Annotated in this window: 16 protein-coding genes; 13 read left to right on the top strand and 3 right to left on the bottom strand. The window is 68.9% G+C overall.

Annotation, left to right across the window (positions count from 1 at the left end; all coding sequences use genetic code 11):
• Positions 1 to 104 precede the first annotated feature (104 nt).
• The gene (locus tag RKE50_RS13345) at positions 105 to 620 is read left to right on the top strand and encodes a phosphatase PAP2 family protein (protein WP_350037074.1); all 516 of its coding nucleotides are present in this window, start codon (positions 105 to 107) and stop codon (positions 618 to 620) included.
• Between the two features lie 20 nt (positions 621 to 640).
• Complete coding sequence (locus RKE50_RS13340) at positions 641 to 1,735, top strand: MJ1255/VC2487 family glycosyltransferase (RefSeq protein WP_350037072.1); 1,095 nt, start codon at positions 641 to 643, stop codon at positions 1,733 to 1,735.
• A 7-nt stretch (positions 1,736 to 1,742) separates the two neighbouring features.
• Here the strand turns inward: RKE50_RS13340 and RKE50_RS13335 are convergent, their stop codons facing one another.
• On the bottom strand, positions 1,743 to 3,077 hold the full coding sequence (locus RKE50_RS13335; protein WP_350037070.1) for an MFS transporter: 1,335 nt from the start codon (positions 3,075 to 3,077) through the stop codon (positions 1,743 to 1,745).
• Positions 3,078 to 3,085: 8 nt separating this feature from the next.
• Positions 3,086 to 5,062, bottom strand: a complete 1,977-nt coding sequence (locus tag RKE50_RS13330; protein WP_350037068.1) for a BCCT family transporter — start codon at positions 5,060 to 5,062, stop codon at positions 3,086 to 3,088.
• Positions 5,063 to 5,443: 381 nt separating this feature from the next.
• Between RKE50_RS13330 and RKE50_RS13325 the strand changes: the two genes are divergently transcribed.
• From RKE50_RS13325 to RKE50_RS13295, 7 genes are all read left to right on the top strand, one after another.
• Positions 5,444 to 8,050: a TonB-dependent receptor gene (locus RKE50_RS13325; protein WP_350037066.1), complete on the top strand. Its 2,607-nt coding sequence runs from the start codon at positions 5,444 to 5,446 to the stop codon at positions 8,048 to 8,050.
• Between the two features lie 31 nt (positions 8,051 to 8,081).
• Positions 8,082 to 10,067, top strand: a complete 1,986-nt coding sequence (locus RKE50_RS13320) for a tetratricopeptide repeat-containing sulfotransferase family protein (protein ID WP_350037064.1) — start codon at positions 8,082 to 8,084, stop codon at positions 10,065 to 10,067.
• A gap of 33 nt (positions 10,068 to 10,100) precedes the next feature.
• A complete protein-coding gene (locus RKE50_RS13315) occupies positions 10,101 to 10,574 on the top strand; it encodes a MarR family winged helix-turn-helix transcriptional regulator (protein WP_350037062.1) in 474 nt (157 codons plus the stop codon).
• A 93-nt stretch (positions 10,575 to 10,667) separates the two neighbouring features.
• Positions 10,668 to 12,434 carry an ATP-binding cassette domain-containing protein gene (locus RKE50_RS13310; protein WP_350037060.1) on the top strand — a complete coding sequence of 589 codons (1,767 nt, stop codon included), beginning with the start codon at positions 10,668 to 10,670 and terminating at the stop codon, positions 12,432 to 12,434.
• Positions 12,435 to 13,484 carry an efflux RND transporter periplasmic adaptor subunit gene (locus RKE50_RS13305; RefSeq protein WP_350037058.1) on the top strand — a complete coding sequence of 350 codons (1,050 nt, stop codon included), beginning with the start codon at positions 12,435 to 12,437 and terminating at the stop codon, positions 13,482 to 13,484.
• On the top strand, positions 13,484 to 14,911 hold the full coding sequence (locus RKE50_RS13300; protein WP_350037056.1) for a TolC family protein: 1,428 nt from the start codon (positions 13,484 to 13,486) through the stop codon (positions 14,909 to 14,911). The genes RKE50_RS13305 and RKE50_RS13300 overlap by 1 nt, the downstream gene beginning before the upstream one ends.
• Positions 14,912 to 14,971: 60 nt before the next feature.
• Positions 14,972 to 17,671, top strand: a complete 2,700-nt coding sequence (locus RKE50_RS13295; protein ID WP_350037054.1) for a cation-translocating P-type ATPase — start codon at positions 14,972 to 14,974, stop codon at positions 17,669 to 17,671.
• On the opposite strand, the gene RKE50_RS13290 is transcribed toward RKE50_RS13295, so the two are convergent.
• On the bottom strand, positions 17,668 to 18,876 hold the full coding sequence (locus RKE50_RS13290; protein WP_350037052.1) for an EAL and HDOD domain-containing protein: 1,209 nt from the start codon (positions 18,874 to 18,876) through the stop codon (positions 17,668 to 17,670). The genes RKE50_RS13295 and RKE50_RS13290 overlap by 4 nt on opposite strands.
• Before the next feature lie 210 nt (positions 18,877 to 19,086).
• Between RKE50_RS13290 and RKE50_RS13285 the strand changes: the two genes are divergently transcribed.
• From RKE50_RS13285 to RKE50_RS13270, 4 genes are read left to right on the top strand one after another with little or no spacing between them, the layout of a single operon-like run.
• Positions 19,087 to 19,851, top strand: coding sequence for an OmpA family protein (locus tag RKE50_RS13285; RefSeq protein WP_350037050.1), 765 nt, complete (start codon positions 19,087 to 19,089; stop codon positions 19,849 to 19,851).
• A complete protein-coding gene (locus tag RKE50_RS13280) occupies positions 19,848 to 20,930 on the top strand; it encodes a pectin acetylesterase-family hydrolase (protein WP_350037048.1) in 1,083 nt (360 codons plus the stop codon). The genes RKE50_RS13285 and RKE50_RS13280 overlap by 4 nt, the downstream gene beginning before the upstream one ends.
• Before the next feature lie 16 nt (positions 20,931 to 20,946).
• Positions 20,947 to 21,456, top strand: a complete 510-nt coding sequence (locus tag RKE50_RS13275; protein ID WP_350037046.1) for a DUF4124 domain-containing protein — start codon at positions 20,947 to 20,949, stop codon at positions 21,454 to 21,456.
• Between the two features lie 59 nt (positions 21,457 to 21,515).
• Positions 21,516 to 22,916: an MBL fold metallo-hydrolase RNA specificity domain-containing protein gene (locus tag RKE50_RS13270; protein ID WP_350037044.1), complete on the top strand. Its 1,401-nt coding sequence runs from the start codon at positions 21,516 to 21,518 to the stop codon at positions 22,914 to 22,916.
• The last annotated feature ends 44 nt before the right edge of the window (positions 22,917 to 22,960 follow it).

Here is a 22,960-nt window from a genome sequence, read left to right as displayed (position 1 = left end):
GGCTGCAGGCGAGGATCGCCGGGGGGCTGCATTTGTCACGGAAAATTCATAAAAACGCGCTTGCGCGTCACGCCGCTGTCACCGTCGGTGGTTAGCCTTTACACATGCGAATGCTTGAAGACATCCAGGTCATCGATCGCCAGCTGCTGCTCCTGCTCCGGCAGTCGGAGAGCTGGCTGGCCATGCGCGCCCGGGCTGTCTCGCGAACGGCGGATGGCCACCTCTACGTGATCCTGCCGCTGCTGCTGTCCATGGTCAGCGACGTCGGCGACCGGCTCGTGCTCGCCACGGCGCTGGCCTTCAGCGCCGAGCGCGCGATCTACTGGGTGCTCAAGAATACGCTCCGGCGCAAGCGTCCGGCGCAGGCGCTGCCGGGCTTCGAGAGCACCATCATTGCCTCGGACGAGTTCAGCTTCCCCTCGGGGCACACCTCGGCGGCCTTCCTTTTCGCCACGCTGCTGTGCCTGCACTTCGGGCCCCTCGCCCTGCCGGCCTACGGCTGGGCGATGGCCGTCGGCATGTCGCGGGTCTACCTGGGCGTCCACTTCCCCACGGACACGCTGGTCGGTGCCGCCCTCGGCACCGGTCTCGGCCTCGCGGTGACGGGGCTGCTCGCCTGAACGGCGGAGGCAGCGGCACCATGCGTCTTCTCTACGGTGTGCAGGGCACGGGGAACGGCCACCTGAGCCGTGCCCGCGCCATGGCCGCGGCTTTTGCGCAGCGCGGTGTCGCCGTCGATTACCTGTTCAGCGGCCGGCCGCGCGCCGGCTTCTTCGCCATGGAGGGCTTCGGTGCCTTCCAGTGGCGGCGCGGGCTGACCTTCGTCAACGAGCACGGCCGGGTGAGTTACCTGAAGACCGTCCTCGGCAACGACTACCTCGCGTTCCTGCGCGACGTCCGCACCCTGGACGTCACCGGCTATGACGTCATTCTCAGCGACTTCGAGCCCGTGACCGCCTGGGCGGGGCGCCTGCGCGGCAAGGCGGTGGTCAGCCTGGGTCACCAGCCCGCCTTCGATCACGCCGTGCCCGTGGCGCAGCGCGACCTGCGCACCATGCTGGTCATGCGCCTGTTCGCGCCGGGCAGCGTGCGCGTCGGCATGCACTGGTCGTCCTTCGGCGCGCCGATCCTGCCGCCGCTGGTCGATCTCGATGACGCACCCCCGCAGCGCCGGCGCGGCAAGATTCTCGTCTACCTGCCGTTCGAGGACCCGGCGGAGGTGCAGGCGCTGCTGCGCCCGTTCCTGGCCCACGAGTTCTTCGTTTACGCGCCCGGGTCGCCGCATCGCGACGAGGGCAACCTTCGCCTGCGGCCGACGTCCCTCGAGGGTTTCCGCCGCGATCTCGCGGACTGCGACGGCGTGATCAGCAACGCCGGCTTCGAACTGGCCAGCGAGTGCCTGGCGCTCGGCAAGCGCCTGCTGGTCAAGCCCCAGGGGCGGCAGATGGAGCAGGCCTCGAACGCGCTGGCACTGCGCCAGCTCGGCTACGGGGCCAGCATGGAGCGCCTCGACGCGCGGCGCATCGGCGACTGGCTGGACAGCGACGCCACGCCGCCGCGGCTGCACTACCCGGATGTGGCGGGCGCCCTGGCCGACTGGCTGCTGGCCGGCGATTACCGGGACGACGCCCTCGCCGCCCTCAGCGACCGGCTCTGGGGCGCGGTGCACGCGGAGCGCATCGGCAGCCGCGCCGCGGCCGGGAGCCGCCCCCGGCCCCTCGCTCTCACCGCCTAGTGCGCCCTCAGTCCACGCGCTGCAGCGTGCCGCAGCGCAGGGCGGCGGCCAGGGCGATGAGCGCCAGGGCGGCCAGGACCGCCGGCGTCCCCAGGAAGGTATCGATCACCCCCAGGCCCACCCCCGCGAACAGCACGATTCCGAGCACCGTGTTGCTGACCGCGGTGTAGGCGGCGCGGTTCTCGCCGGAGGCGAGGTCGACGAGGTAGGTCTTGCGGCCGACGCGGGCGCCCTGGTGGGCGACGGCGCAGAGGAACAGCAGCGCCGCGCCGACGAAGCCGCTGCCCAGCGCCCCCTGCCCTGCGAGCAGCAGCGCGAGGCCGAGGCCCAGGGCCGAGAGCAGCGCCGCGGCGGCCATGACGCGGTGCGAGGCGACATCCGACCAGAAACCCCAGAAGGGCGCCGAGAGCAGGGCGGCGAGGCCCTCGGCGAGCAGCAGCGTGCCCAGCGCCAGGTCCCCCGCGCCGCTGGCGCGCAGCAGCACCACGAGGTAGGGAATCGCGAAGGCCGTGGCCACGAGCAGGCTGCGCGCGATCACGAAATCCCGGAACGGCGCATCGTCGCGCAGGAGGCGCAGGCTGCGCAGCGCCTCGTCGAGGGCGTTCCCGCCGCCTTCGGTGGCGCCGGGCACCTCGGGTACCCGCGCGTAGACCAGCGCGGCCGCCGCCCAGGCCAGCGCGGCCGCCGCGAGCAGGCCCGCGAAGAGACCGCTCTCCGCGGCGTCGCGGCCGCCGGCGACGACGAGAACCCCGGCGACCGCGAGCGTGGCGAGGCCGGCGGCCGAGCCGGCCAGGCCCGTGAGCCGGCCGCGGCGCGATTTCGACACGGTCTTGCCGAGCACGTCCTTGGCGGCAACCGAGCAGACCCCGCGCGCCAGGCTGAAGACCGCGAGCAGCAGGCACACGGCCATGCCCAGCGCATGTCCCCCGAACAGGAACAGTGCCGGCACCATCGCTGCGAGCGCCGCCGCCTGGATGAAACCGCCCGCGACCCAGAAGCCCTTGCGCAGTGGGCGCTTCCGCAGTGCCTGGGCGACCGCGAGCTGCGGCAGCAGGGAGAGCGATTCGCGCAGCGGCACCAGCAGCGACAGGTAGATGGCGGGCGCGCCCAGGCTGGTGAGAATCCAGGCGAGCACCAGGCGGCTGGAAGAGAGTGCATCGCCCAGCTTGCTCAGGGTCTGCGCCGCCAGCTGCAGGGTGAAAGCCGCCGGCTGCTCGTGGCAGGCGGCATCGGGGATGTCGCGGCAGACCCGCGCATCCTCTTCCTCGGCGAGCAGGGTATAGAGGGCCGCGTAGGCGACCTTCTCCCGGCGGGGCAGCTCTGGCTGCGGTGTTGTTTCCACGGGCAGCCTCAGCGCATTGCGTGAAGAAACTGGAGGTGGTTCTCGTACTGGCCGAGGACGTCGTGGGTGACCTGGGCGCGGGTCCAGCCCATGACGCTGTAGTCCTGGCCGCCCTCCGCGAGGTGCACCTCGGCGCGGTAGAACTTCTCCTCGTCGCCGAGCTCCTCGAGCGCCTTGCCGACGAAGGCATCGCCTGGCAGGGCGTGGGCCCGGCAGCGGACCTCGTAGACGAAATCCGTCTCCTCGCCGTGGTAGACCTCCAGGCGCACGGCGCCGCGGCTGCCGATGTCGTTGAAGACCCGGGCCTCGATATCGTGGCCGGCGAGCTCGCCGGCGAACTCCCGCAGCGCGGGCAGCACCGTCTCCCGTATGAAGCCGTGCACCGTCGTGTCACCGGGGTAGTTGAGCAGGGTGTCTAGGCGCGCGCGCCAGTCGCCGGGGTTGGCGATCAGCGGTGACACGCTCTGCGTGTCGCGCTTGGTCACGTCCAGGTGCAGGGCGCGCGCGAAGCCCCAGATCGCGCCGAGCAGCGCGACCGAGAAGGGCAGGGCGCTGGCGATGGCCGCGGTCTGCAGGGAAGAGAGCCCGCCGGCCAGGAGCAGGACGATGGCGATGAGGCCGATAATGACGGTCCAGAAGATGCGCTGCGGCCAGGGCGTATCGTCGCGGCCGTTGGCGGCGAGCATGTTCAGCACCATGGCCCCCGAGTCCGCCGAGGTGACGAAGAACACGACCACCATGAGCAGGGAGATGGTCGAGAGCAGCGTCGGCAGCGGCAGGTACTCGAGGAAGCGGAACAGGGCGATCGCGTTGTTCTCCTGCACTGCGTCTGCCAGCGCCGTCTCGCCGCCGTGGAGAATCAGTTCGATGGCGCTGTTTCCGAAGACGCCCATCCACAGCAGCGTGAAACCGCAGGGCACGAGCATGGCGCCGAGGATGAACTCGCGGATCGTGCGCCCGCGGGAGATGCGCGCGATGAACAGGCCGACGAAGGGGGACCAGGACAGCCACCAGCCCCAGTAGAAGATCGTCCAGCCGCCGAGCCAGTCGGTGGGGTCGTAGGCGTAGAGGTTGAAGGTGTAGCTGACCAGGTCGCTGACATAGCTGCCGAGGTTCTCGATCGTGCCCTGCAGCACGATGACCGTCGGCCCGGCAAGGAGCACGCCGACGAGCAGCAGGATGGCGAGCACGATGTTGATCTCGGAGAGGCGCTTAATGCCGGCGTCGAGGCCCATGACCACGGAGATGGTCGCGAGCAGCATGGTGCCGACGATGAGGATGACCTGCATGCCCGGCCCGATCGGCAGGCCGAGCAGGTAGTTGAGACCGCTGTTGATCTGCAGGACACCGAGGCCGAGGCTGGTGGCGACACCGCAGGTGGTGCAGACGATCGCGAAGATATCCACGATCGCGCCCGGGGCACCGTAGATGCGCTCGCCGATGAGCGGGTAGAAGGCGGAGCGCAGGGTCAGCGGCAGGCTGTGCCGGTAGGCGAAGTAGGCCAGCACCAGTGCGACGATGGCGTAGATGGACCACGCGTGCACGCCCCAGTGGAAGAAAGTGAGCTTCATGGCCTGGGCCGCGGCGTCGATGCCGCCGCCGTCGCCGTGGGGGGGCTGCAGGTAGTGCATCACCGGCTCGGCGACCCCGTAGAACATCAGGCCGATACCCATGCCCGCAGCGAACAGCATGGCGAACCAGGAGGTGTAGTTGTAGTCGGGCTCGGAGTGGTCAGGCCCCAGCTTGATATCGCCGTAGCGGGAGAGGCCGAACACGAGGATGGTGATCAGGATGATCGCAACCACCAGCACGTAGTACCAGCTGGCGTAATGGACGATGGCGTCCTGCATGGCCTGGAAAACGGCGTTGCTCGATGCCGGGGCGATACCGGCGATAAGCACCAGCAGCACCAGGACCGCGGTGGCGGGCCAGAACACGCTGTGGTCGACGACGAGCCGGGGCTTGGCTGCCGGCGTTTCCTCCATGAATCTCTCCCTCTGCCGGATGGGCCCGCACGGCTTGCCGCGTGGCAGGCCGGCGCAGCCCGGCGGCCGCCCGGGCGGTCAATGCCGGCCGGCCCGCTGTGAATACCGCGCGCAGTATAACGCAGCCGGGAGCAAACACTTTTGCTCCGTAGTGATTCCGTGTGTCGGGATAAGCGCAGTATGCGACGAAAAGTCGCTAAAATATTATTTTTGTTGATATTTACTTCCATCGCCTTCGAGGGTGGTAAGGCCAAATTCCTTTGGCCTATAATTACCGCCGTTTCAAAGTAATGCCCGTCAATAATAAGCGCGCGGCACCTCCTGCCTGCCAAGCCGCGACCGGGTCCAAGCACGCGAAAGCAAACAACAGAGGGACTAGCCATGTCACGACTGCCCGTATTCAACCGAAAAGCGCTCAGCCGCGCCGTACTCTCGGCGGTGGCCGGTGGCACCATCGCCACGGGCGCCCAGGCGCAGATGGAAGAAGTCATCGTTACCGCGACCAAGCGTTCCGCGAGCACCCAGGATATTCCCCTGTCCGTCCAGGCCCTCGGCCAGAACAGCCTCGAGCAGATGGGTGTCGGCAACTTCGAGGATTACCTGATCCAGCTTCCCGGCGTCACCGCCGGCGGCAGCGGCCCGGGCCAGAACACGATCTACATCCGCGGCATCGCCTCCACCACGCCGAACCTGACCACTGCCGGTGTGGCGGGCCTGTCGCCGAACGTGGCCTTCTATCTCGACGAGCAGCCGCTGGCCCAGCCCGGCCGTAACCTCGATGTCTACGCGGCCGACATCAACCGCGTGGAGGTGCTGGCGGGCCCGCAGGGCACGCTCTTCGGCGCCAGCTCCCAGGCCGGCACCGTGCGCCTGATCACCAACAAGCCGGACTTCACCGGCACCTTCGGCCGTCTCAAGGCCGGCACCTCCTGGACCAAGGGCGGTGAGATGAGCAACAACCTCGAGGGCATGTTCAACCTGCCCGTGACCGACAAGCTGGCCCTGCGCGGCGTGGTCTACACGGACAACATGGGCGGCTACGTGGACAACGTTCCCGGCACGCTGACGGCGCGCGAGAGCGCCCGTTTCCGCCCGGCCGGCACCGTGCGCCCGAACGGCGTCCCGGTCAGCGACCGCCGCGCCGGCTTCCAGTCCACCTCGGACCTCTCCGGCGTGACCTTCCTGGAGGCCGACAACGGCAACCTCGCCGAGGACGACTTCAACGACACCTCCTACAACGGCTTCCGCCTCACCGGTGTCTACCTTATCAATGCGAACTGGGACCTGACCGTCTCGCACATGCAGCAGCAGCTGGATTCGGACGGCGTGTTCTACTCCGATGGCGACCAGGACGACTACGAGGTCACCCGCTTCACCGAGGACAGCCTCGAGGACAGCTTCAACAACACCTCCTGGACCCTGAAGGGCCGCATCGGTGAGCTGGAGGCGCTGTACACCGGCGCCTTCACCAACCGGGAAACTGACCAGCTGGTCGATTACTCCGACTACCTGTTCGTCGGCCAGTACCTGCCCTACTACATCTGTGACAGTTCCGTGAGCTACCCGGGCGACGCCGCGCCGGCGGGCACCTGCCAGCCGCCGGACCTGCAGGTGAACTCGATCACCGATACCCAGGTCTGGACCCACGAGGTGCGCTTCAATACGCCGGAAGACCGGCGCCTGCGCGCCACTGTCGGCGGCTTCTACAGCGACCTGCAGCTCGAGGAGCGCAACGACTTCGTCTATCCCGGTTCCGCGGTGGTCGACGGCTACGGCGTGCAGACCGGCTTCTCGCCGAACTTCCCCTTCACGACCGGCTACGTGTCCGACCCGGGCCCCTTCCCCGAGGGCACGATCTTCCGCAACGACGTGAAGCGGACCGACGAGCAGATCGGGCTCTTCGGTGAGGCGACCTTTGACATCAGCAAGACGCTGGCGCTGACCCTCGGTGCGCGCTACTACGATATCGAGGTGGACCTCGAGGGCGGCGCGAACGCGTCCTTCTGCAACCTGTTCCAGCCGGACGTGAACGCTTTCGGTACGGATATCTCCGATATCTACAACGGCGACGGCCAGGTCACTTTCCGCGGCAGCTGTGATCCCGCCGACCACATCACCTATACGCTCGATACGATCGACGAAGCGCCGGCACAGGTCGCCAACGCGCTGCAGAACGCGCCCGACACGGCGCAGACCGACGGTGTTATCGGCAAGGTCTCCCTGTCCTGGACGCCGACCATGAACCAGCTCTGGTTCGCCACGGTCTCCGAGGGCTTCCGCCCGGGGCTGCTGAACCGGCCCGGCGGCGCCAACGGCCCCGGTGACTACACCGTGCCCTTCGCCCTCGACACGGACGACGTGACCAACTACGAGCTCGGCTGGAAGCTCGACCTCGCACAGCAGACGCTGCGCTTCAACGGCAGCCTGTTCTTCATCGATGTCGAGAACCTGCAGACGACGATCTTCGACCCGAGCATCGTCAACCTGTTCTTCTCGGACAACGCGGCCAATGCCGAGATTCTCGGCATGGAAGGCACCGTGACCTGGGCCCCGGCCTCGATCCCGGGCCTGACCGTGAGCGGTGCCTTCTCCATCCTCGATACGGAGATCACGGATGTGCTGACGCCCACGGACGACGTGCAGGAGGGCGACACGCTCGCCTTCGCGCCGGAGTTCCAGGGCAACCTGCGGGCCCGCTACGAGTGGGACCTGGAGAACGGTATGCGCGCGCATTTCATGCCGCACCTCGCCTACTCCGAGGAGGCCTACAGCGATATCATCACCATCAACCGCCAGAAGCTGGATTCCTGGCTGCTGCTTGGCGTGACCGCCGGTGTCAGCACCGGCAGCTGGATGGCGGAGCTGTTCGTGGACAACCTCACCGACGAGGCCGCGGAGCTGTCGATGAACTTTGTCAACGACCGCAACCGTCCGACCCTCGCCCGTCCGCTCACGGCCGGTGTACGCTTCAGCTACGACTTCCAGTGAGGCCACCGCCGGTGGCCGCGGGGCTGCCAGCGTGACGGACAGCACGGCGCCGCCCGACCGGGCGGCGGTGCAGGAGAAGATGCGCGCCGGCGATTTCGCCGGCGCGCTCGCCCTGCTGGACCCGGCGTCGCCGGGTGCCAGCAGCGAGGCCCTGTACCTCGCCGCGGTCTGTCACCGCTTCCTCCGCGCCTTCGATGACGCCGGCGCCTGCCTGGAACGCGTCTTCGCCGTCGAGCCGGAGCACGGGCACGGGCTGCAGGAACTCGGTCACCTCTGCCGCGATCGCGGCGACAGCGATGGCGCGCTGCGCGCCTACGCCGAAGCCTGCCGGGTCAACCCGTCGCTCGCAGCGAGCTTCCGCGGGCAGCTCGCGATCCTCGAGGCGCGCGGCGAGCGCGCGGCGGCCTCTGTCGTTGCCGCCCAGCTCGGGCGCCTGCAGGCGCTGCCGAAGCCGCTGGTCAGGGTCACCGACCTGCTCGCCCGGGGCCGGGTGCTCAAGGCGGAGACCCTCTGCCGGCGCTTCCTGCTGGAGGTGCCTCAGCATGTCGAGGGGATGCGCCTGCTGGCGGAGATCGGCGTGCGCCTCGGCGCGCTGGAGGAGGCGGAGTTCCTGCTCGAGAGCGCCGCGGCCTTCGAACCCGGCAATCTGCCGGCGCGCATCGACCACGTGCGGGTGCTGGGCCGGCGGCAGAAGTTTGCCCGCGCCCGGGAAGAGGCTGCGCGGCTCCTCGAGGAACACCCGGACAACGTCCAGCTGCGCTCCCTGCACGCCGTGGAGTGCCTGCAGGCCGGCGCCTACGAGGAGGCCTTGGCGGGGTTTGCGGCGGTGCTCGAGCGACTGCCCGGCGACCCCGTCACGCACACCTCCCGCGGCCACGCCCTGAAGACCTGCGGCGACTACGGGGCGGCCGTGGCGGCCTACCGGGCCGCGCTGTCGAGCCGGGAGCGCCATGGCGAGGCCTGGTATTCGCTGGCCAACCTGAAGACCTACCGCTTCGACGACGGGGAACTCGCCGCCATGGAGCGGGTCCTGGCCACGCCGGGGCTGCCCGCGGCGGACCGGGTCTACCTGTCCTTCGCCCTCGGCAAGGCTGTGGAGGACCGCGAAGACTACGGGGCGTCTTTTCGCCACTATGCCGAGGGCAACCGCCTGAAGCGCGCGGCCAGCCGCTACGACGCCGATGCCATGTCCCGGGAACTCGCGGCGCAGCGCGAGCACTGCGACCGGTCGCTCTTCGAGGTGCTCGAGGGCGCCGGCTGCAAGGCCCCGGACCCCATCTTCATCGTCGGCATGCCGCGCGCCGGCAGCACCCTGCTCGAGCAGATCCTCTCGTCGCACAGCCAGGTGGACGGCACCCAGGAGCTGCCGAATATCCTCGCCCTGAGCCAGCAGCTCAGGCGCCGGGCCGTGGACGGCGAGACGCCGGGGTACCCGGCGGTGCTGCACGACCTGGACGAAGAAACCCTCGAAGCCTTCGGCGAACGGTTCCTCGAGGAAACGCGGATTCACCGCCAGGGCGCGCCGCGCTTCATCGACAAGATGCCGAACAATTTCCGCCACATCGGCCTTATCCACCTCATCCTGCCCAACGCGCGCATCATCGACGCGCGCCGCGAGCCCATGGCCTGCTGCTTCAGCAACTTCAAGCAGCTGTTCGCGGAAGGGCAGGAGTTCAGCTACGACCTCGCTGATACCGGCCGCTACTACCGCGAGTACGTCGAACTGATGGCGCACTGGGACGCGGTACTGCCGGGAAAGGTACTGCGCGTGCAGCACGAGGACGTGCTCGACGACCTGGAGGGCCAGGTGCGGCGGATGCTCGATTTTCTCGACCTGCCCTTCGAGCCCGCCTGCCTGCGCTACTGGGAGACAGAGCGCGCCGTGCGCACCCCGAGTTCGGAGCAGGTGCGCCAGCCGATCTTCCGCACGGCGCAGGAACAGTGGCACAATTACGTGCCCTGGCTGCAACCCCTGCGCGACGCGCTCGGCGAGCGCCCGGCACCGGCGGGGGCCTGAAGCGCCTTGGCGGAACAGCATCACGCGAGGATCATGGCCGAACTGGAAGACGAAGTGCTGGTGTCGCTGCGCCGTATCATGCGCGCGACCAGCATCCACTCGCGCAAGCTGGGCAAGGTCATGGGCCTGACCACGCCCCAGCTCGTGGTGATCCGCGCCATCGGCGAGGAGGGGCTGCCGACGGCGAGCGACATCGCCCGCGCCGTCAGCCTGAGCCAGGCGACGGTAACGACGATCCTCAACCGTCTCGAGGACAAGCAGCTGCTTACCCGGGAGCGCAGCGTCGTGGACCGCCGGCGCGTGAAGGTGCTGCTCACTGATCTCGGCAAGCAGGTGCTGCGCGAGGCACCCATGCCCCTGCAGGAAAGCTTCTCGGCGCGCTTCTCGCAGCTGCCGAGCTGGGAGAAGCACCAGATCGTTTCCGCGCTGGAGCGGGTGGCGACCATGATGGACGCCGAGGAGCTCGACGCGGCGCCGCTGCTCGCCAGCGACGATGAGGTTGTGTAGGCGAGCTTTTTTGCGCGAATTTTTTCTGCGCCGGGCATCCCCTCGCCACGGCTGGACGTATACTAGACAACCCCGCAGGCCAGAAAATCCGTCATGGCAGAGTCACCCACCGTCGATACGCGATCGCTGACGACGCTGTTCCGTTATTTTGTCCAGATCCTGGGCCCCGAGCACCGTTTCTACACGCTGACGATTCTCTACGGCATCGGCATCAGCATCCTCTCGGTGGCCACCCCCGTGTCGGTGCAGATGCTGGTGAACAGTGTGGCGGCCACCGGGCTGCCCACGCCGCTGGTCGTATTGGCGTTGTCGCTGTTCGGTTTGCTGCTGATCGCGGGCACCCTGCGGGCGCTGCGCATCTACATCATGGATGTCTTCGGCCGCCGCTTCTATGCACGGCTGGTGTCGGATATCGCCCTTCGCGCCCTCTATGCACGCAACCCGCACTTCGAGGACACGCGCCGGGGCCCGCTGTTCAACCGCTACTTCGACATCATCCAGGTCATGATCCGCATGCCCGATATCCTGATCGGCGGTTTCACGATCATCCTGCAGGCCGCCGCGGGCTTCGTCCTCACGTCCTTCTACCACCCGTTCCTCCTGGTCTTTAACCTGGTTGTGATCGCGCTGCTCTGGCTGGTCTGGTTCATCTGGGGCCCCCGCGCCATCCGCTCCGCCGTGGAGCTGTCGCACCGAAAACACACCACCGCGGCCTGGCTCGAGGGGCTGGCCAAGTCCAACGGCTTTTACAAGAGCGCCCGGCACATTGACGACGCGCTCGAGCGCACGGACCGCTTCACCGGTGAGTACATCGAGCAGCACCGGCATCTTTTCCGCCAGCACTTCTCGCAGACGCTGTGCTTCCTGTTTCTCTACGCGGCGGGCAGCGCGGCGCTGCTGGGCCTCGGCGGCTGGCTGGTCATCCAGGGGCAGCTCTCCCTCGGCCAGCTGGTGGCTGCCGAGCTGGTGCTCTCCGTGGTGCTCTACGGCATTTCCCAGCTCGGTATCTATCTCAACTATTTCTATTACCTCTGCGCCGCAGTGGACGAGCTGTCGCTGTTCATGCAGATCGAGCAGGAGCGGCCGGAGGAGCCCATCCACCGGCTGCCGCTCAGCGCCAGTCTCGATTTCGTGGCGGTGCGCACCAGCATCCGCGGTGCCACCGTGGCGCTGGACTGCCGCCTCCCGGCCGGTGCCCGCGTCGGCGCCTACGCCGACAGCCACGTGGCCCAGCGCCTGTTTACCGAGCTGCTGAAGTGCCACGAGGAGCCGGAGAACGGCTATATCGCCCTAGGCGACCAGGACCTGCGCTCGCTGAAGGCCCACGAGGTCCGCCATGAGATCATCGTCCTCGACCGGCCCTCGGCGGTGGAAATCGATATCCGCGACTACCTGCGCCTGAGCGCGGATGACGACGAAGGCATCGATGTCATGACCGCGATGCGCGTGGTCGGGCTGGAAAAGACCGTCACCGAGCTCGCCGAGGGCCTGGATACCCCGCTGGTCGCCACCGGTTGGCCGCTCGCAATCACCGAGACCATGCAGCTCAAGCTGGCGGCGGCGCTTATTGCCCAACCGCGCGTGCTGGTCCTTGCGCAGGTCTTCGACGCGGTGCCCGAGCGCCACCTCAAGGCGTCGCTCGACCTGCTGCAGTCGAGCGCTGGCACCACGGTGATCTACTTCACCAACAAGCACACGGATTTCGCCTTCAGCGCCTATCTCCACCTCGGCCGGGAGGAGCAGCGCCTGTTCGACAGCTACGAGCGCCTCTGCGATGAGATGCACTTCGAGCGCCTGACCCTGCGCGAACCCGTCGAGGGCCACGGCATGGAGCCGAGCCGCAGCGGGGAGGGCGCGTAGATGCCCTACTTCGATATCCACGGGGACAGGTTCACCACCCTTAACAGTATCCGCACGCCGCGGGTGGCCCGGGCGATCGGCTTCAGCCTGATCTTCTTCATCACCTTGATCGTGCTCTTTCTCACCTTCGTCCCCTGGGTACAGACGGCGAGCGGCCCGGGCAAGGTCACCGCGCTCAACCCGAACGACCGGCTGCAGGAGATCAATGCACTGGTCTCCGGGCGAATCCAGGAATGGTACGTACGCGACGGCAGCCGGGTGAGCGTCGGCGACCCGATTGTCCGCATCGTCGACAACGATCCCCAGCTCCTCGAGCGGCTGCGCAGCGAGCGCCAGCAGGTAGTCGCCGACCTGAGCGCGGCCGAGACAGCCCTGGAGATCGCGGAGATCGACCGCCGGCGCATGGAGGAGCTCTTCGACCAGGGGCTCGCCGCGCGCCGGGAATTCGAGCAGGCGCGGATCCGCGTGGAGGAGCTCCGCTCCCGCGTGGCCCAGGCCGCCGCAGAAGTCAGCCGGGTCGACGTGAAGCTGTCGCGGCAGTCCGTGCAGATCGTGCGCGCGCCCCGCGACGGCACAATCCTCCGCGTCAATGCCGGCGATGCCGCCACCTTCGTCTCGACCGGGCAGGTGATAGCGACCTTCGTGCCGGACAACGTAGAGCGCGCTCTCGAGCTGTACATCGACGGACGCGACGTCGCCATCACCCGCGTCGGCGCCCCGGTGCGGATCCAGTTCGAGGGCTGGCCCGTGATCCAGGTGAGCGGCTGGCCGTCGAAGGCGGTGGGCACGTTCGCGGGCCGGGTCGTGGCCATCGACGCCTCGGCTCAGGCCAATGGCCGCTTCCGCATCCTGGTCGAGGAAGACAAGGACTGGCAGACGCCCTGGCCGGACCAGCGTTTCGTGCGTTTCGGCTCCAAGGCCCGCGGCTGGGTGCTCCTCGATACCGTGTCGGTCGGCTACGAGATCTGGCGCCAGCTGAACAACTTCCCGCCGAACTTCCCGGTCAACGGCGAATCCCCGGGCCAGGCGCAGGGCGGCGGGGGCAACTGATGCGCCGCTGGCTGCTCATCCTGCTGCTGGCCCTGGCGGCCGGTACCCGTGCCGCTGAAGACGGCGAGGTCACCAGCCCGCTGACACCGGAGGAGGTACTGCGGGCCTCCGGCGAGCATTTCCCGGGGATCCTCAAGGCGATCGCCGAGCGCCGTGCGGCCGAGGGCCAGGTCACCGAGGCCCTCGGTGCCTTCGACCTCGTGTTCAAGGGTGACAGCACGACCTGGGCCGACGGCTTCTATGACGGGCGCTATGCCGAGGGTGGCGTGAGTCGCGCCCTGCGTCCCCTGGGGGCCGAGCTCTACAGCAGCTACAGCCTCTCCCGCGGGGACTTCCCGATCTACCAGGACGAGCTGTTCACCAACGAGGGCGGCGATCTCAAGCTCGGGGTCCTGTTCAGCCTGCTGCGCGACCGCGACATCGACGAGCGCCGTTTCCGCGAGTTCGACAGCCGCCTGGCCCTTGAGCAGGCCGACCTCGAGGTCCTGCTCACCCGGGTCGGCGTGCAGCAGCAGGCGCTCGTGGCCTACTGGGAGTGGGTGGCGGCCGGCCAGCAGCTCGACATCTACGAGAACCTGCTCACGATCGCCCTGGACCGGGAGAAGGGCCTTGAGCGGGAGGTCGAGAGCGGGCGCCGGGCGGAAATTTTCCTCACCGAGAACGCGCAGAACATCACCCGGCGGAAAACGCTGGTCACCACCGCCGAGCGCGACTTTCTCCGCGCGGGCAACCGGCTGGCCTTCTTCCTCCGCGACGACAGCGGCCTGCCCGTGATTCCCGATCCGGCCCGCCTGCCGCACCCGGAGGTGGTCACGCCGCGGGAGAAGGCGGCGGCGCCGCCCCTGGATATCCCGTCGACGCTGGATAAGCGGCCGGAGCTGCGTATCCTGCAGACCGCCATGCAGCGCGCCGTGCGCAAGGTCGAGCTGTCCGAGAACGCGCTGATGCCGCAGCTTGACCTCAACTTCGAGCTGTCGCAGCCCTTCGGCGACATCGGCGAGGGCGGGGTTTCCCGGGACGAGACCGACGCGATCGTCGGCCTCACCTTCTCCGTGCCCCTCGAGCGCCGGGCGGCCCGGGGCAAGCTGTCCCAGGCGGAGGCGAAGCTCGAGGCGCTGCGCGCCGAGCGACGGCGCCTCGAGGACAAGGTGGAGATCGAGCTGCGCAACATCCTCCTCGAACTCAATATCGCCCTGCGTCTCATGGAGCTCGCTGCACTCGAGGTGGACCAGTCCGAGATCATGCGCCGGGCGGAGGTCGCGCGCTTCGAGCGCGGCGCCAGCGATTTCTTCCTCGTCAACATCCGCGAGGAGACGGCGGCGAATGCGCGGGTACGCTATTTTGATGCCTATCGCCGCACGCGGATCGCCCGCGCCAACTACGATGCGGCGACGGTCAACCTGGGGCGCCTCGGTATCAGCGACTGACGCCGGCCGGCCCGGGGTCGTTTCAACAGCCTGTCATGCTACGGAGGTAAGGTCCCGGCCATGGCGAAACCCGTTTACCAGCTCGACGTCGATGCGGTCTTCACGGAACTCGAGACGGCGTCCGGCGGCCTCGCCGCCGCCGAGGCCGCGGAGCGCCTCGACCGCTACGGCCCCAACGAACTCGCCTTCCGCAAGACACCGGCGTGGGTGCGCTTCCTGCGCCAGTTCGAGGACCCCATGGTCCTCATCCTTCTCGCCACCGGCCTTTTCACCGGCACCCTGACAGCCTTTGGCAGCGAGATGCTGCCGGACACGATCGTGATCTTCGGTGTGGTCTTTCTCAATGCCATCCTCGGCTTCGTGCAGGAGGGCAAGGCCGAGGGGGCCCTCGATGCGCTACGCAGCATGCTGGTGCAGGAGTGCATGGTGGTCCGCGACGGCGTGGAGCAGTCCATCGCCGCGCGCGACCTCGTCCCCGGGGACGTGGTCCTGGTCGAGGCCGGGGACAAGATCCCCGCGGACCTGCGTTTCACCCGGGTCAGCAACCTGCACGCCGACGAGTCTGCGCTCACCGGCGAATCCGTGCCCGTGAAGAAGGTGGCGGATGCGCTTAGCGGCGATGACCTGGTGCCCGGCGACCAGCGCAACATGGGTTTTTCCGGCACCTACATCACCCTGGGCTCGGCCCACGCGGTGGTCTGCGCCACCGGCGGCGAGACCGCCTTCGGCCGCATCGCCGACCTGGTGAGCAGCGCTGAGGTCCGGCCCTCGCCGCTGCAGCGCAAGATCGCGAACTTCGTGCGCGGCCTGACCATCGCCATCCCCATCGTCGGGCTGGCCAACTTCATCTACGGCCTCTACCTCGGCTTCCCGCTCAGCTACAGCTTCCTCGGCGCCGTGTCGCTCGTGGTGGCCACGATCCCGGCCATGCTGCCTGCGCTGATCACCTCGATCCTCGCCCTCGCCGCAATCGTCATGGCCAACAAGAAGGCCCTCATCCGGCGCCTGCCCGCGGCGGAAACCCTGGGCGCCACCTCGGTGATCTGCTCCGACAAGACCGGCACGCTGACGGAGAACCGGATGACGGTGACGCGGGTGCTGGCCGGCGGGATCGTCTACCGGGTGACCGGGGACGCGCTGGGCCAGCGCGGCGGCTTCGAGCTCGAGGTGCCCGTGGACGAGGCCGCCGAGCACGCCCTCGGCAGGCTGCTTTCCACCGGCTATCACTGCAACAATGCGCACGTGCACGGGGGCAACGTCAGCGGCGACCCGACGGAAATTGCACTGCGCGTTTCCGGCATCAAGGGAGGCATCAGCGACGGCGCCGTGAAGCGGCTGGTGGAGCTGCCCTTCGATTCCTCCACCAAGTACCAGGCCGTGCTGGTGGAAGAGGGGAGCCGGCGCCAGGTCCTGCTCAAGGGCGCGCCGGAGGTGGTCCTGGCCATGTGCGCGACCGAGCTCGATGCCGCCGGCGGTACCCGGGCGCTCAACCGCGAGGCGGCACTGGAAAAGGCGCACGAGTTCGCCGGCGATGCCCTGCGCACCCTGGCCTTTGCCTGCCTGCCGGTGGCCGATGACCGGGATGAACTAGGTACCCACGACCTCAAGGACATGGTGTTCCTCGGCCTTCAGGGCATGATCGACCCGCCGCGGGAGGCGGCGGTGCAGGCGGTGGCCGCCTGCCGCCGGGCGGGGATCCGCACCGTGATGATCACCGGCGACCACCCGGAAACGGCGCGCGCGGTGGCCGGCCAGCTCGGCATCGACGCCCACGAGGCGCTGACCGGTGTGGACCTCAACCACCTCGACGAGGCGGCGCTGCGCGAGACGGTAGAGCGGGTGTCCGTCTTCGCCCGTGTCGCCCCGGAGCACAAGCAGGCGATCGCCGAAGCCCTGCAGGCCAACGGCCATATCGTCGCCATGACCGGCGACGGCGTCAACGACGCCCCGGCGCTGAAGACCGCGGATATCGGGGTGGCCATGGGGCAGGGCGGCACGGAAGTCGCCAAGGAGGCCTCGGACATGGTGCTCGAGGATGACAACTTCGCCACCATCGTCGCCGCGGTGGAGGAGGGTCGCCACGCCTGGAACAACCTGCGCAAGGCGATTCTCTACACGCTGCCGACCAACGCAGCCCAGGGCCTGCTGATCATGGGGGCGATCCTGCTCGCGGCGCAGGTGCCTTTGTTCGCCACGCGCTTCGTGCTCGAGCCAGTGCAGATCCTCTGGATCAACCTGCTGGATTCGGTGCTGCTGACCATGCCGCTGATGATGGAGCAGAAGGAGCGCGGGTTGCTCGACGCGCCGCCGCGGTCGGCAAAGGCAGAGATCATCGACGGGCTGTTCCTGCGCCGCTTGATCTTCGTCGGCTCGGCGATCGCGTTGCCGGGCTTCCTGCTCTACTACCACTTCGGCAGCGCGGCGATGGTCGACGGTGAGCTGGTGGATCCGCTCCTGCTGACCCAGGCCCAGACCGCCGCCTTCTGGGGCATTCTCCTCGCCCACTTCGGCTACGTGTTCTCGGCCCGCTCCGTGGAGCGCTCTCTGTTCACCTTCTCGCCCTTCAGCAATCCCTGGCTCCTTGGCGGGGTGGCCCTCAGCATCGCGATCCGCTTCGTGCCGACCCTTGTGCCCGCGGCCGAGTCGCTGTTCCGGACGGCGGAGTTTCCGGCGGAGTGGTGGCCGCTGATCCTCCTCAGCTGGCTCCCGCCCCTGCTGGCCGTGGAGCTCGACAAGTTCTTCGCGGCGCGCCGGCGCTAGTCGAGCCCCAGCTCGCGCAGCGAGTCGTCGGTCCAGCAGATCGCCTCGGTGAGGAGTTCGCCGAGGTCCCCGGCGGCCAGGCCCAGGCAGGCGAGCCGCGCCGTATCGCCGCTCTCCAGGCGCCGGGCGCAGGCGAGGACGGCGCCGCTGCCGCCGCTTTCGGAAAGCAGCGCCGCCGCCATCTCGCCGCTCAGGCTCATGTGCCGGATGACCTCCGGCAGCGGCGTGTCGAGCAGCGTATCCAGCATTGAGAACAGGCCCACGGTGAAGCAGGCGTCCGCGTCTTGCCGGCCGCCGTGGGTGGCAATGAGTTCGCAGAGCTTGGCCCGCTGCAGGGCGAGCGTCATGCGCTCGTCGGGTTTGCTCCCCGCGCTCGCCAGCACGAACAGGGAGACCCAGCGGCGGATGCGGTCGCGGCCCAGGTAGACGATTGCCTCGCGGATGGATTCGACCCGCCGGTTGAGCGCGTAGGCGGCGGAATTGACGTGGGTCAGCGCTCTCACGCTGAGGGCGACGTCCCGGCTCACCAGCTCGTGAATCTCGTCGACCGAACTCTCCGGGTCGTTGAGGCGGGCGAGCGCCTGCACGAGGTTGATCTGCGCCGGCTGCAGCTGCCGGCCGCTGATCACGCGGGGCCGGGCGAAGAAATAGCCCTGGAAGTAGTCGACCCCCAGGTCGCGGAGCGTGTGGAAAGCCTCGCGGGTTTCCACCTTCTCCGCCAGCAGCTTGCAGCCGTGACCGCGCAGGCGTTCGATTGCCGCGGCCCACTCGGACTCCGGCAGCGCCAGGATGTCGAGCTTGACGATATCGACGAGATCGAGGATGCGGTCGAAGGCGTGGCCGGTGACGAAATCGTCCAGGGCGAGGGTGAAGCCGCGCGCCCGCAGCGCCTCGATCCCGGCGATGGCGCGATCGTTGAGCTGCACGGTCTCGAGGATCTCGAGCACCGCGTGTTCCGGGCCGAGGGGGATCAGCTCCGGCTCCTCGAGGAAGCGCTGCGGCAGGTTGATGAAGGCCGGGTGGCCCCGGGTCAGGCGCTCGAAGCCGACCTCCGCCGCGTTGCTGATGACCTGCGCGGTGGTCGCGTCGTCGTCGAGGGCGCCACTGTTGGCATTGAGGGGCGAGTCGCGGAACAGCAGCTCGTAGGCGTGCATGTGCAGGTTGCGATCGAAGATCGGCTGGCGAGCCAGGAAGAACGGGACCACGGTAAACCCTGCGCTGAGTGATGGGCAGGATGGTACCCCGGCGCCCGGTGCAGGCAAGGTTCCCGGTCCGGATTTGTGGCGTGGGTCACGCCCCGCCCCGCTGCCTCCGCCTGTAGGCAAGGTTCCCCGGACTATGCTACAAAGTAGGGGTTCAAGCACGCGGTACCCGCGTCCACAGACAACAACAATCGACTGTTCCAGGAGTCCTTCATGAACGCTTCCCAGCGTCTCCTTATCGCCCTGCCGCTCTGCCTGCTGCTCGGCGCCTGCTCCAACCTCACGCAGCGTGAATACGAGCGCTGCATCGTCGGTGTCACCGCCCTCGGTGGTGTCGTCGGTGGCGGTATCTCCGGCGGCTCCGGCGTCCTGCCCGGCGGCGCCGTGGGTGCCGGCTTCTCCGCGCTCTGGTGCGAAGAGGCCGAGCCGCCGCCCCCGCCGCCGCCCCCGGCCGACAGCGACGGCGACGGCGTGATCGACGACAATGACGACTGCCCCGGCACCCCCGCGGGCGCCCGGGTCGACGCGCGCGGCTGTGCCCTCGACAGCGACGGTGACGGCGTGCCGGACTACCGCGACCAGTGTGCCCGCACCCCGTCCGGCGTGACCGTCGACGACGTCGGCTGCCCGGTGAAGGACGAGGTCGTGCTCACGGTGAACGAGGTGAACTTCGCCTTCGACAGCGCCGAGCTGGACGCCGCCTCTAAGCGGGCCCTCGACGGCATCGTCGATATCGTCAAGGCCCACGGCAGCGTTACCCTCGGCGTGATCGGCCACACCGACAGTTCCGGCCCCGAGGCCTACAACCAGACGCTGTCCGAGCGGCGCGCGGCAGCCGTGCGCGATTATCTCGTGTCCCAGGGTGTCGACGGCGACGCGCTGGTGGCCTCCGGCCGCGGCGAGTCGGAGCCGGTTGCCAGCAACGACACCCGCGACGGTCGCGAGCAGAACCGCCGCGTCGAGCTGGTGGTGCAGTGATCGCGAGGCGGGCCGGCGCCGCCCGGCGGCGGCTGGCCCGCCTCGTCGCCGGGTTCGCTCTCGGTGCGTCCGCGGTGGCGGCTGGCACGGGGAACCCGTGGCAGACCATCGAGCGCGCGGGCGACACTGGCTGCGCGGACGGCAGCCCCTATCGCTTCCACGTGCGGGTGGCGGATGCTTCGCGCCTGCTGGTGTTCTTCAACGGCGGCGGCGCCTGCTGGAATGCGGCCACCTGCGACCCGGCGGGCAAACCGACCTACCGGGTTCATGCCGGCGAGGGCTCCGGCAACGACCCGCGCGAGTACGGCGGGGCCTTCGACCTCGATAACCCGGAGAACCCCTTCCGCGACTGGTCGCAGGTGTTCGTCAGCTATTGCTCCGGGGACGTGTACCTCGGCGACGCCACGACCCGCTATGCCGGCCAGGATGGCGACGTGGTCATACGCCATGCCGGCCGGGCGAATGCCGAGGCGGCCCTGGCCGAGGCCTACGCACGCTTCCCGGCGCCGAAGGAGGTGGTGGTGGCCGGGGGCAGCGCCGGTGCCCTGGCCTCCCCGGTGTACGCCGCGGTGCTGGCCGGGCGCTACCCCGATGCCAGCATCACCCAGCTCGGCGGTGGCGGCGCCGGCTATCGCCTGCCGCCGCCGACGGTGCTCTGGGAGTCCTGGGGGGTGATCCCGGCCCTGCCCGCCGTGCTCGACACCGCCGGCGTCAGCAGCGACAGCCTCAGGATCACCGATCTGCACCGCCTCGCCGCCGCTGCCGCGCCGGGGATCCGCTTCCACAGCTACGACAACGCCTACGATGCCGTTCAGGAGCAGTTCCTGGCGCTTCTCGGTCACCCGGCAGAGCTGCTGCCCGTTCTCGATGCCAACCTCGACGACCTGCACGCGGACCTGCCCTACCTGCGCAGCTATGTCGCCGGCGGCGAGTTCCACACGCTGCTGCGCTACGATGAGCTGTACACCCGCGAGACGGCCGGCGTGCGCGCCGTGGACTGGCTGGCCGGCGTCATCGACCCGGCGCGCGACGCCCCGAACGTCCATTGCAGCTGCGACGGTGAGTGCCGCGGGCCCTGAGGCAGTGGCGGGGCGGGTGACCTATACTCCGGGGATGCTGCGCGCCCTCTGCCTTGCCTGTTGCCTGATTCCCTGCCTGCCCGGCGCGCAGGCGGAGCCGACCACCGTCTATCGGACCGTGGACGCGCAGGGCAATGTGACTTTCAGCGACCAGCCCCCGGCGGACGGGCCCGCCGAGGTACTGTCGATCGACGTGCCGCCGCCGGCCGACCCCGTCGTGCTGGAGGAGCGCCTCGAGGCCATGCGCGAGACCACGGACCGCATGGCGGCCGACCGGCGCGCCCGGGAGAGCCAGCGCGCCGAGCTTGCGGCTGCGCGGCAGCCCGCGCCAGAGCCAGAGCCCGAACCGGTGCCGCGTACGCTGGTCGTCCCCGCGGCGCCGCTCTACGGCTGGCCCGGCTACCGCCCGCCCTGGCGGCCCCGGCCGCCGGTGCGCCCGCACCCGGTGCACCCACCGCTGCAGCCGGGGATCCCGCTCGAAAACAACCAGCAGCTCATGCGCCCGATCGTCTCCTCCCGCCGCTGACGTGACCCGGCGAAGAGCCCGTTGCCTTTGACCATCGAACCTTTAGCGGGAGAGCCGCCATGGCCCGCCTGACCTTCTACGGGGCCGCCCGCGAGGTGACCGGCTCCTGCCACCTGCTCGAGGCGCCGGCCGTGGGCCGCGTGCTGCTCGACTGCGGCATGCACCAGGGCGGTGACGCCGTGGACCGCAACGACGGCGACTTCGGCTTCGACCCCGCCGCGATCGATGCGGTGGTCCTGTCCCACGCGCACCTCGACCACTCGGGGCTGCTGCCGAGGCTCTACCACCAGGGTTTTCGCGGGCTCATCCACTGCACGGCGGCAACCGCGGAACTGCTCGAAGTCATGCTCAAGGATGCGGCCGGGCTGTACTTCCGGGACCTGGAGCGCGCCAACCTGCGCAATGCGCGCCGCGGCCGTCCCGAGGAGCCGGCGGCCTACGCGTGGGACGACGTGGCGGCGGTGCTGCAGGCCTGCGCGGGTCACCGCTACCGGGAGCCCGTTGCCCTGGAGCGGGCGGGCACGCTCCGCTTTCACGACGCCGGGCATATTCTCGGCTCGGCGATCTGCGAGCTGTCCTTCGAGGAAGAGGACGGGCCGCGCCGCCTGGTCTTCTCCGGCGACCTCGGCAAGCATGACTCGGTGCTCATGCGCGAGCCCGAGCGGCTGGCAGAGGCAGACCTCGTGCTCCTCGAGAGCACCTACGGCGACCGCGAGCACAAGACCGAGGAGGACACGCTGACGGAACTGCGCGATGTGCTCCACGAGACCTGGCGCCGCGGTGGCAACGTGATGATGCCGAGCTTCGCCGTGGGCCGGGCACAGGAGATCCTCTTCCACCTGGGTCGTCTTTACTCGGCGGGCGAGCTGGACCCCTGGCAGGTCTTCCTCGACAGCCCCATGGCCATCGCCGTGACCCGGGTCTACGACCACTGGCTGAAGCTCCTCGACGAGGACGACGTGCGGTCCCTGAGCGAGCCGCACCGGCGCTCCCTGGAGACGTTCCTGCCGACGCTGCGCCTGACGGAGGATACGGATGCCTCCATGGCGATCAACCGCATCGACCGCGGTGCGCTGATCATCGCCGGCAGCGGCATGTGCACCGGCGGGCGGATCCGTCACCACTTCAAGCACCGCATCTGGGATGCGCGCAATACCGTGGTCTTCGTCGGCTTCCAGGCCGAGGGGACGCTGGGACGCCTGATCGTCGACGGCGTCAGCCCCATCCGCATGTTCGGCGACGAGTTCGTGGTCAAGGCCAGGGTGGCAACGCTGGGCGGGCTTTCCGCGCACGCGGGGCAGAGCGGTCTCGTCTCCTGGCTCGGCGCCTTCGACCCGGCGCCGCAGACCGTGCTGGTCCACGGCGAGGCCGGCGCACAAAAGGCGCTGGCCGCACGGATCCGCGGGGAACTCGGTATCGAGGCGGAAATCCCCGGCCGCTACGACAGTATCGACTTCTGACCGGTGACTTTTGCAAGAGGCGCTGTGGCAGCGCCCGGCGGCAG

Source organism: Pseudohaliea sp., assembly GCF_040217025.1.
GTDB lineage: Bacteria > Pseudomonadota > Gammaproteobacteria > Pseudomonadales > Halieaceae > Pseudohaliea.
This window is presented reverse-complemented; position numbering and strand designations above follow the sequence as displayed.

Coding starts and splice junctions, on each gene's coding strand:
- RKE50_RS13345 (WP_350037074.1), top strand. CDS start 105: ATGCGAATGCTTGAAGACATCCAGGTCATCGATCGCCAGCTGCTGCTC.
- RKE50_RS13315 (WP_350037062.1), top strand. CDS start 10,101: ATGGCCGAACTGGAAGACGAAGTGCTGGTGTCGCTGCGCCGTATCATG.
- RKE50_RS13295 (WP_350037054.1), top strand. CDS start 14,972: ATGGCGAAACCCGTTTACCAGCTCGACGTCGATGCGGTCTTCACGGAA.
- RKE50_RS13285 (WP_350037050.1), top strand. CDS start 19,087: ATGAACGCTTCCCAGCGTCTCCTTATCGCCCTGCCGCTCTGCCTGCTG.
- RKE50_RS13270 (WP_350037044.1), top strand. CDS start 21,516: ATGGCCCGCCTGACCTTCTACGGGGCCGCCCGCGAGGTGACCGGCTCC.
- RKE50_RS13310 (WP_350037060.1), top strand. CDS start 10,668: ATGGCAGAGTCACCCACCGTCGATACGCGATCGCTGACGACGCTGTTC.
- RKE50_RS13300 (WP_350037056.1), top strand. CDS start 13,484: ATGCGCCGCTGGCTGCTCATCCTGCTGCTGGCCCTGGCGGCCGGTACC.
- RKE50_RS13340 (WP_350037072.1), top strand. CDS start 641: ATGCGTCTTCTCTACGGTGTGCAGGGCACGGGGAACGGCCACCTGAGC.
- RKE50_RS13305 (WP_350037058.1), top strand. CDS start 12,435: ATGCCCTACTTCGATATCCACGGGGACAGGTTCACCACCCTTAACAGT.
- RKE50_RS13325 (WP_350037066.1), top strand. CDS start 5,444: ATGTCACGACTGCCCGTATTCAACCGAAAAGCGCTCAGCCGCGCCGTA.
- RKE50_RS13330 (WP_350037068.1), bottom strand. CDS start 5,062: ATGGAGGAAACGCCGGCAGCCAAGCCCCGGCTCGTCGTCGACCACAGC.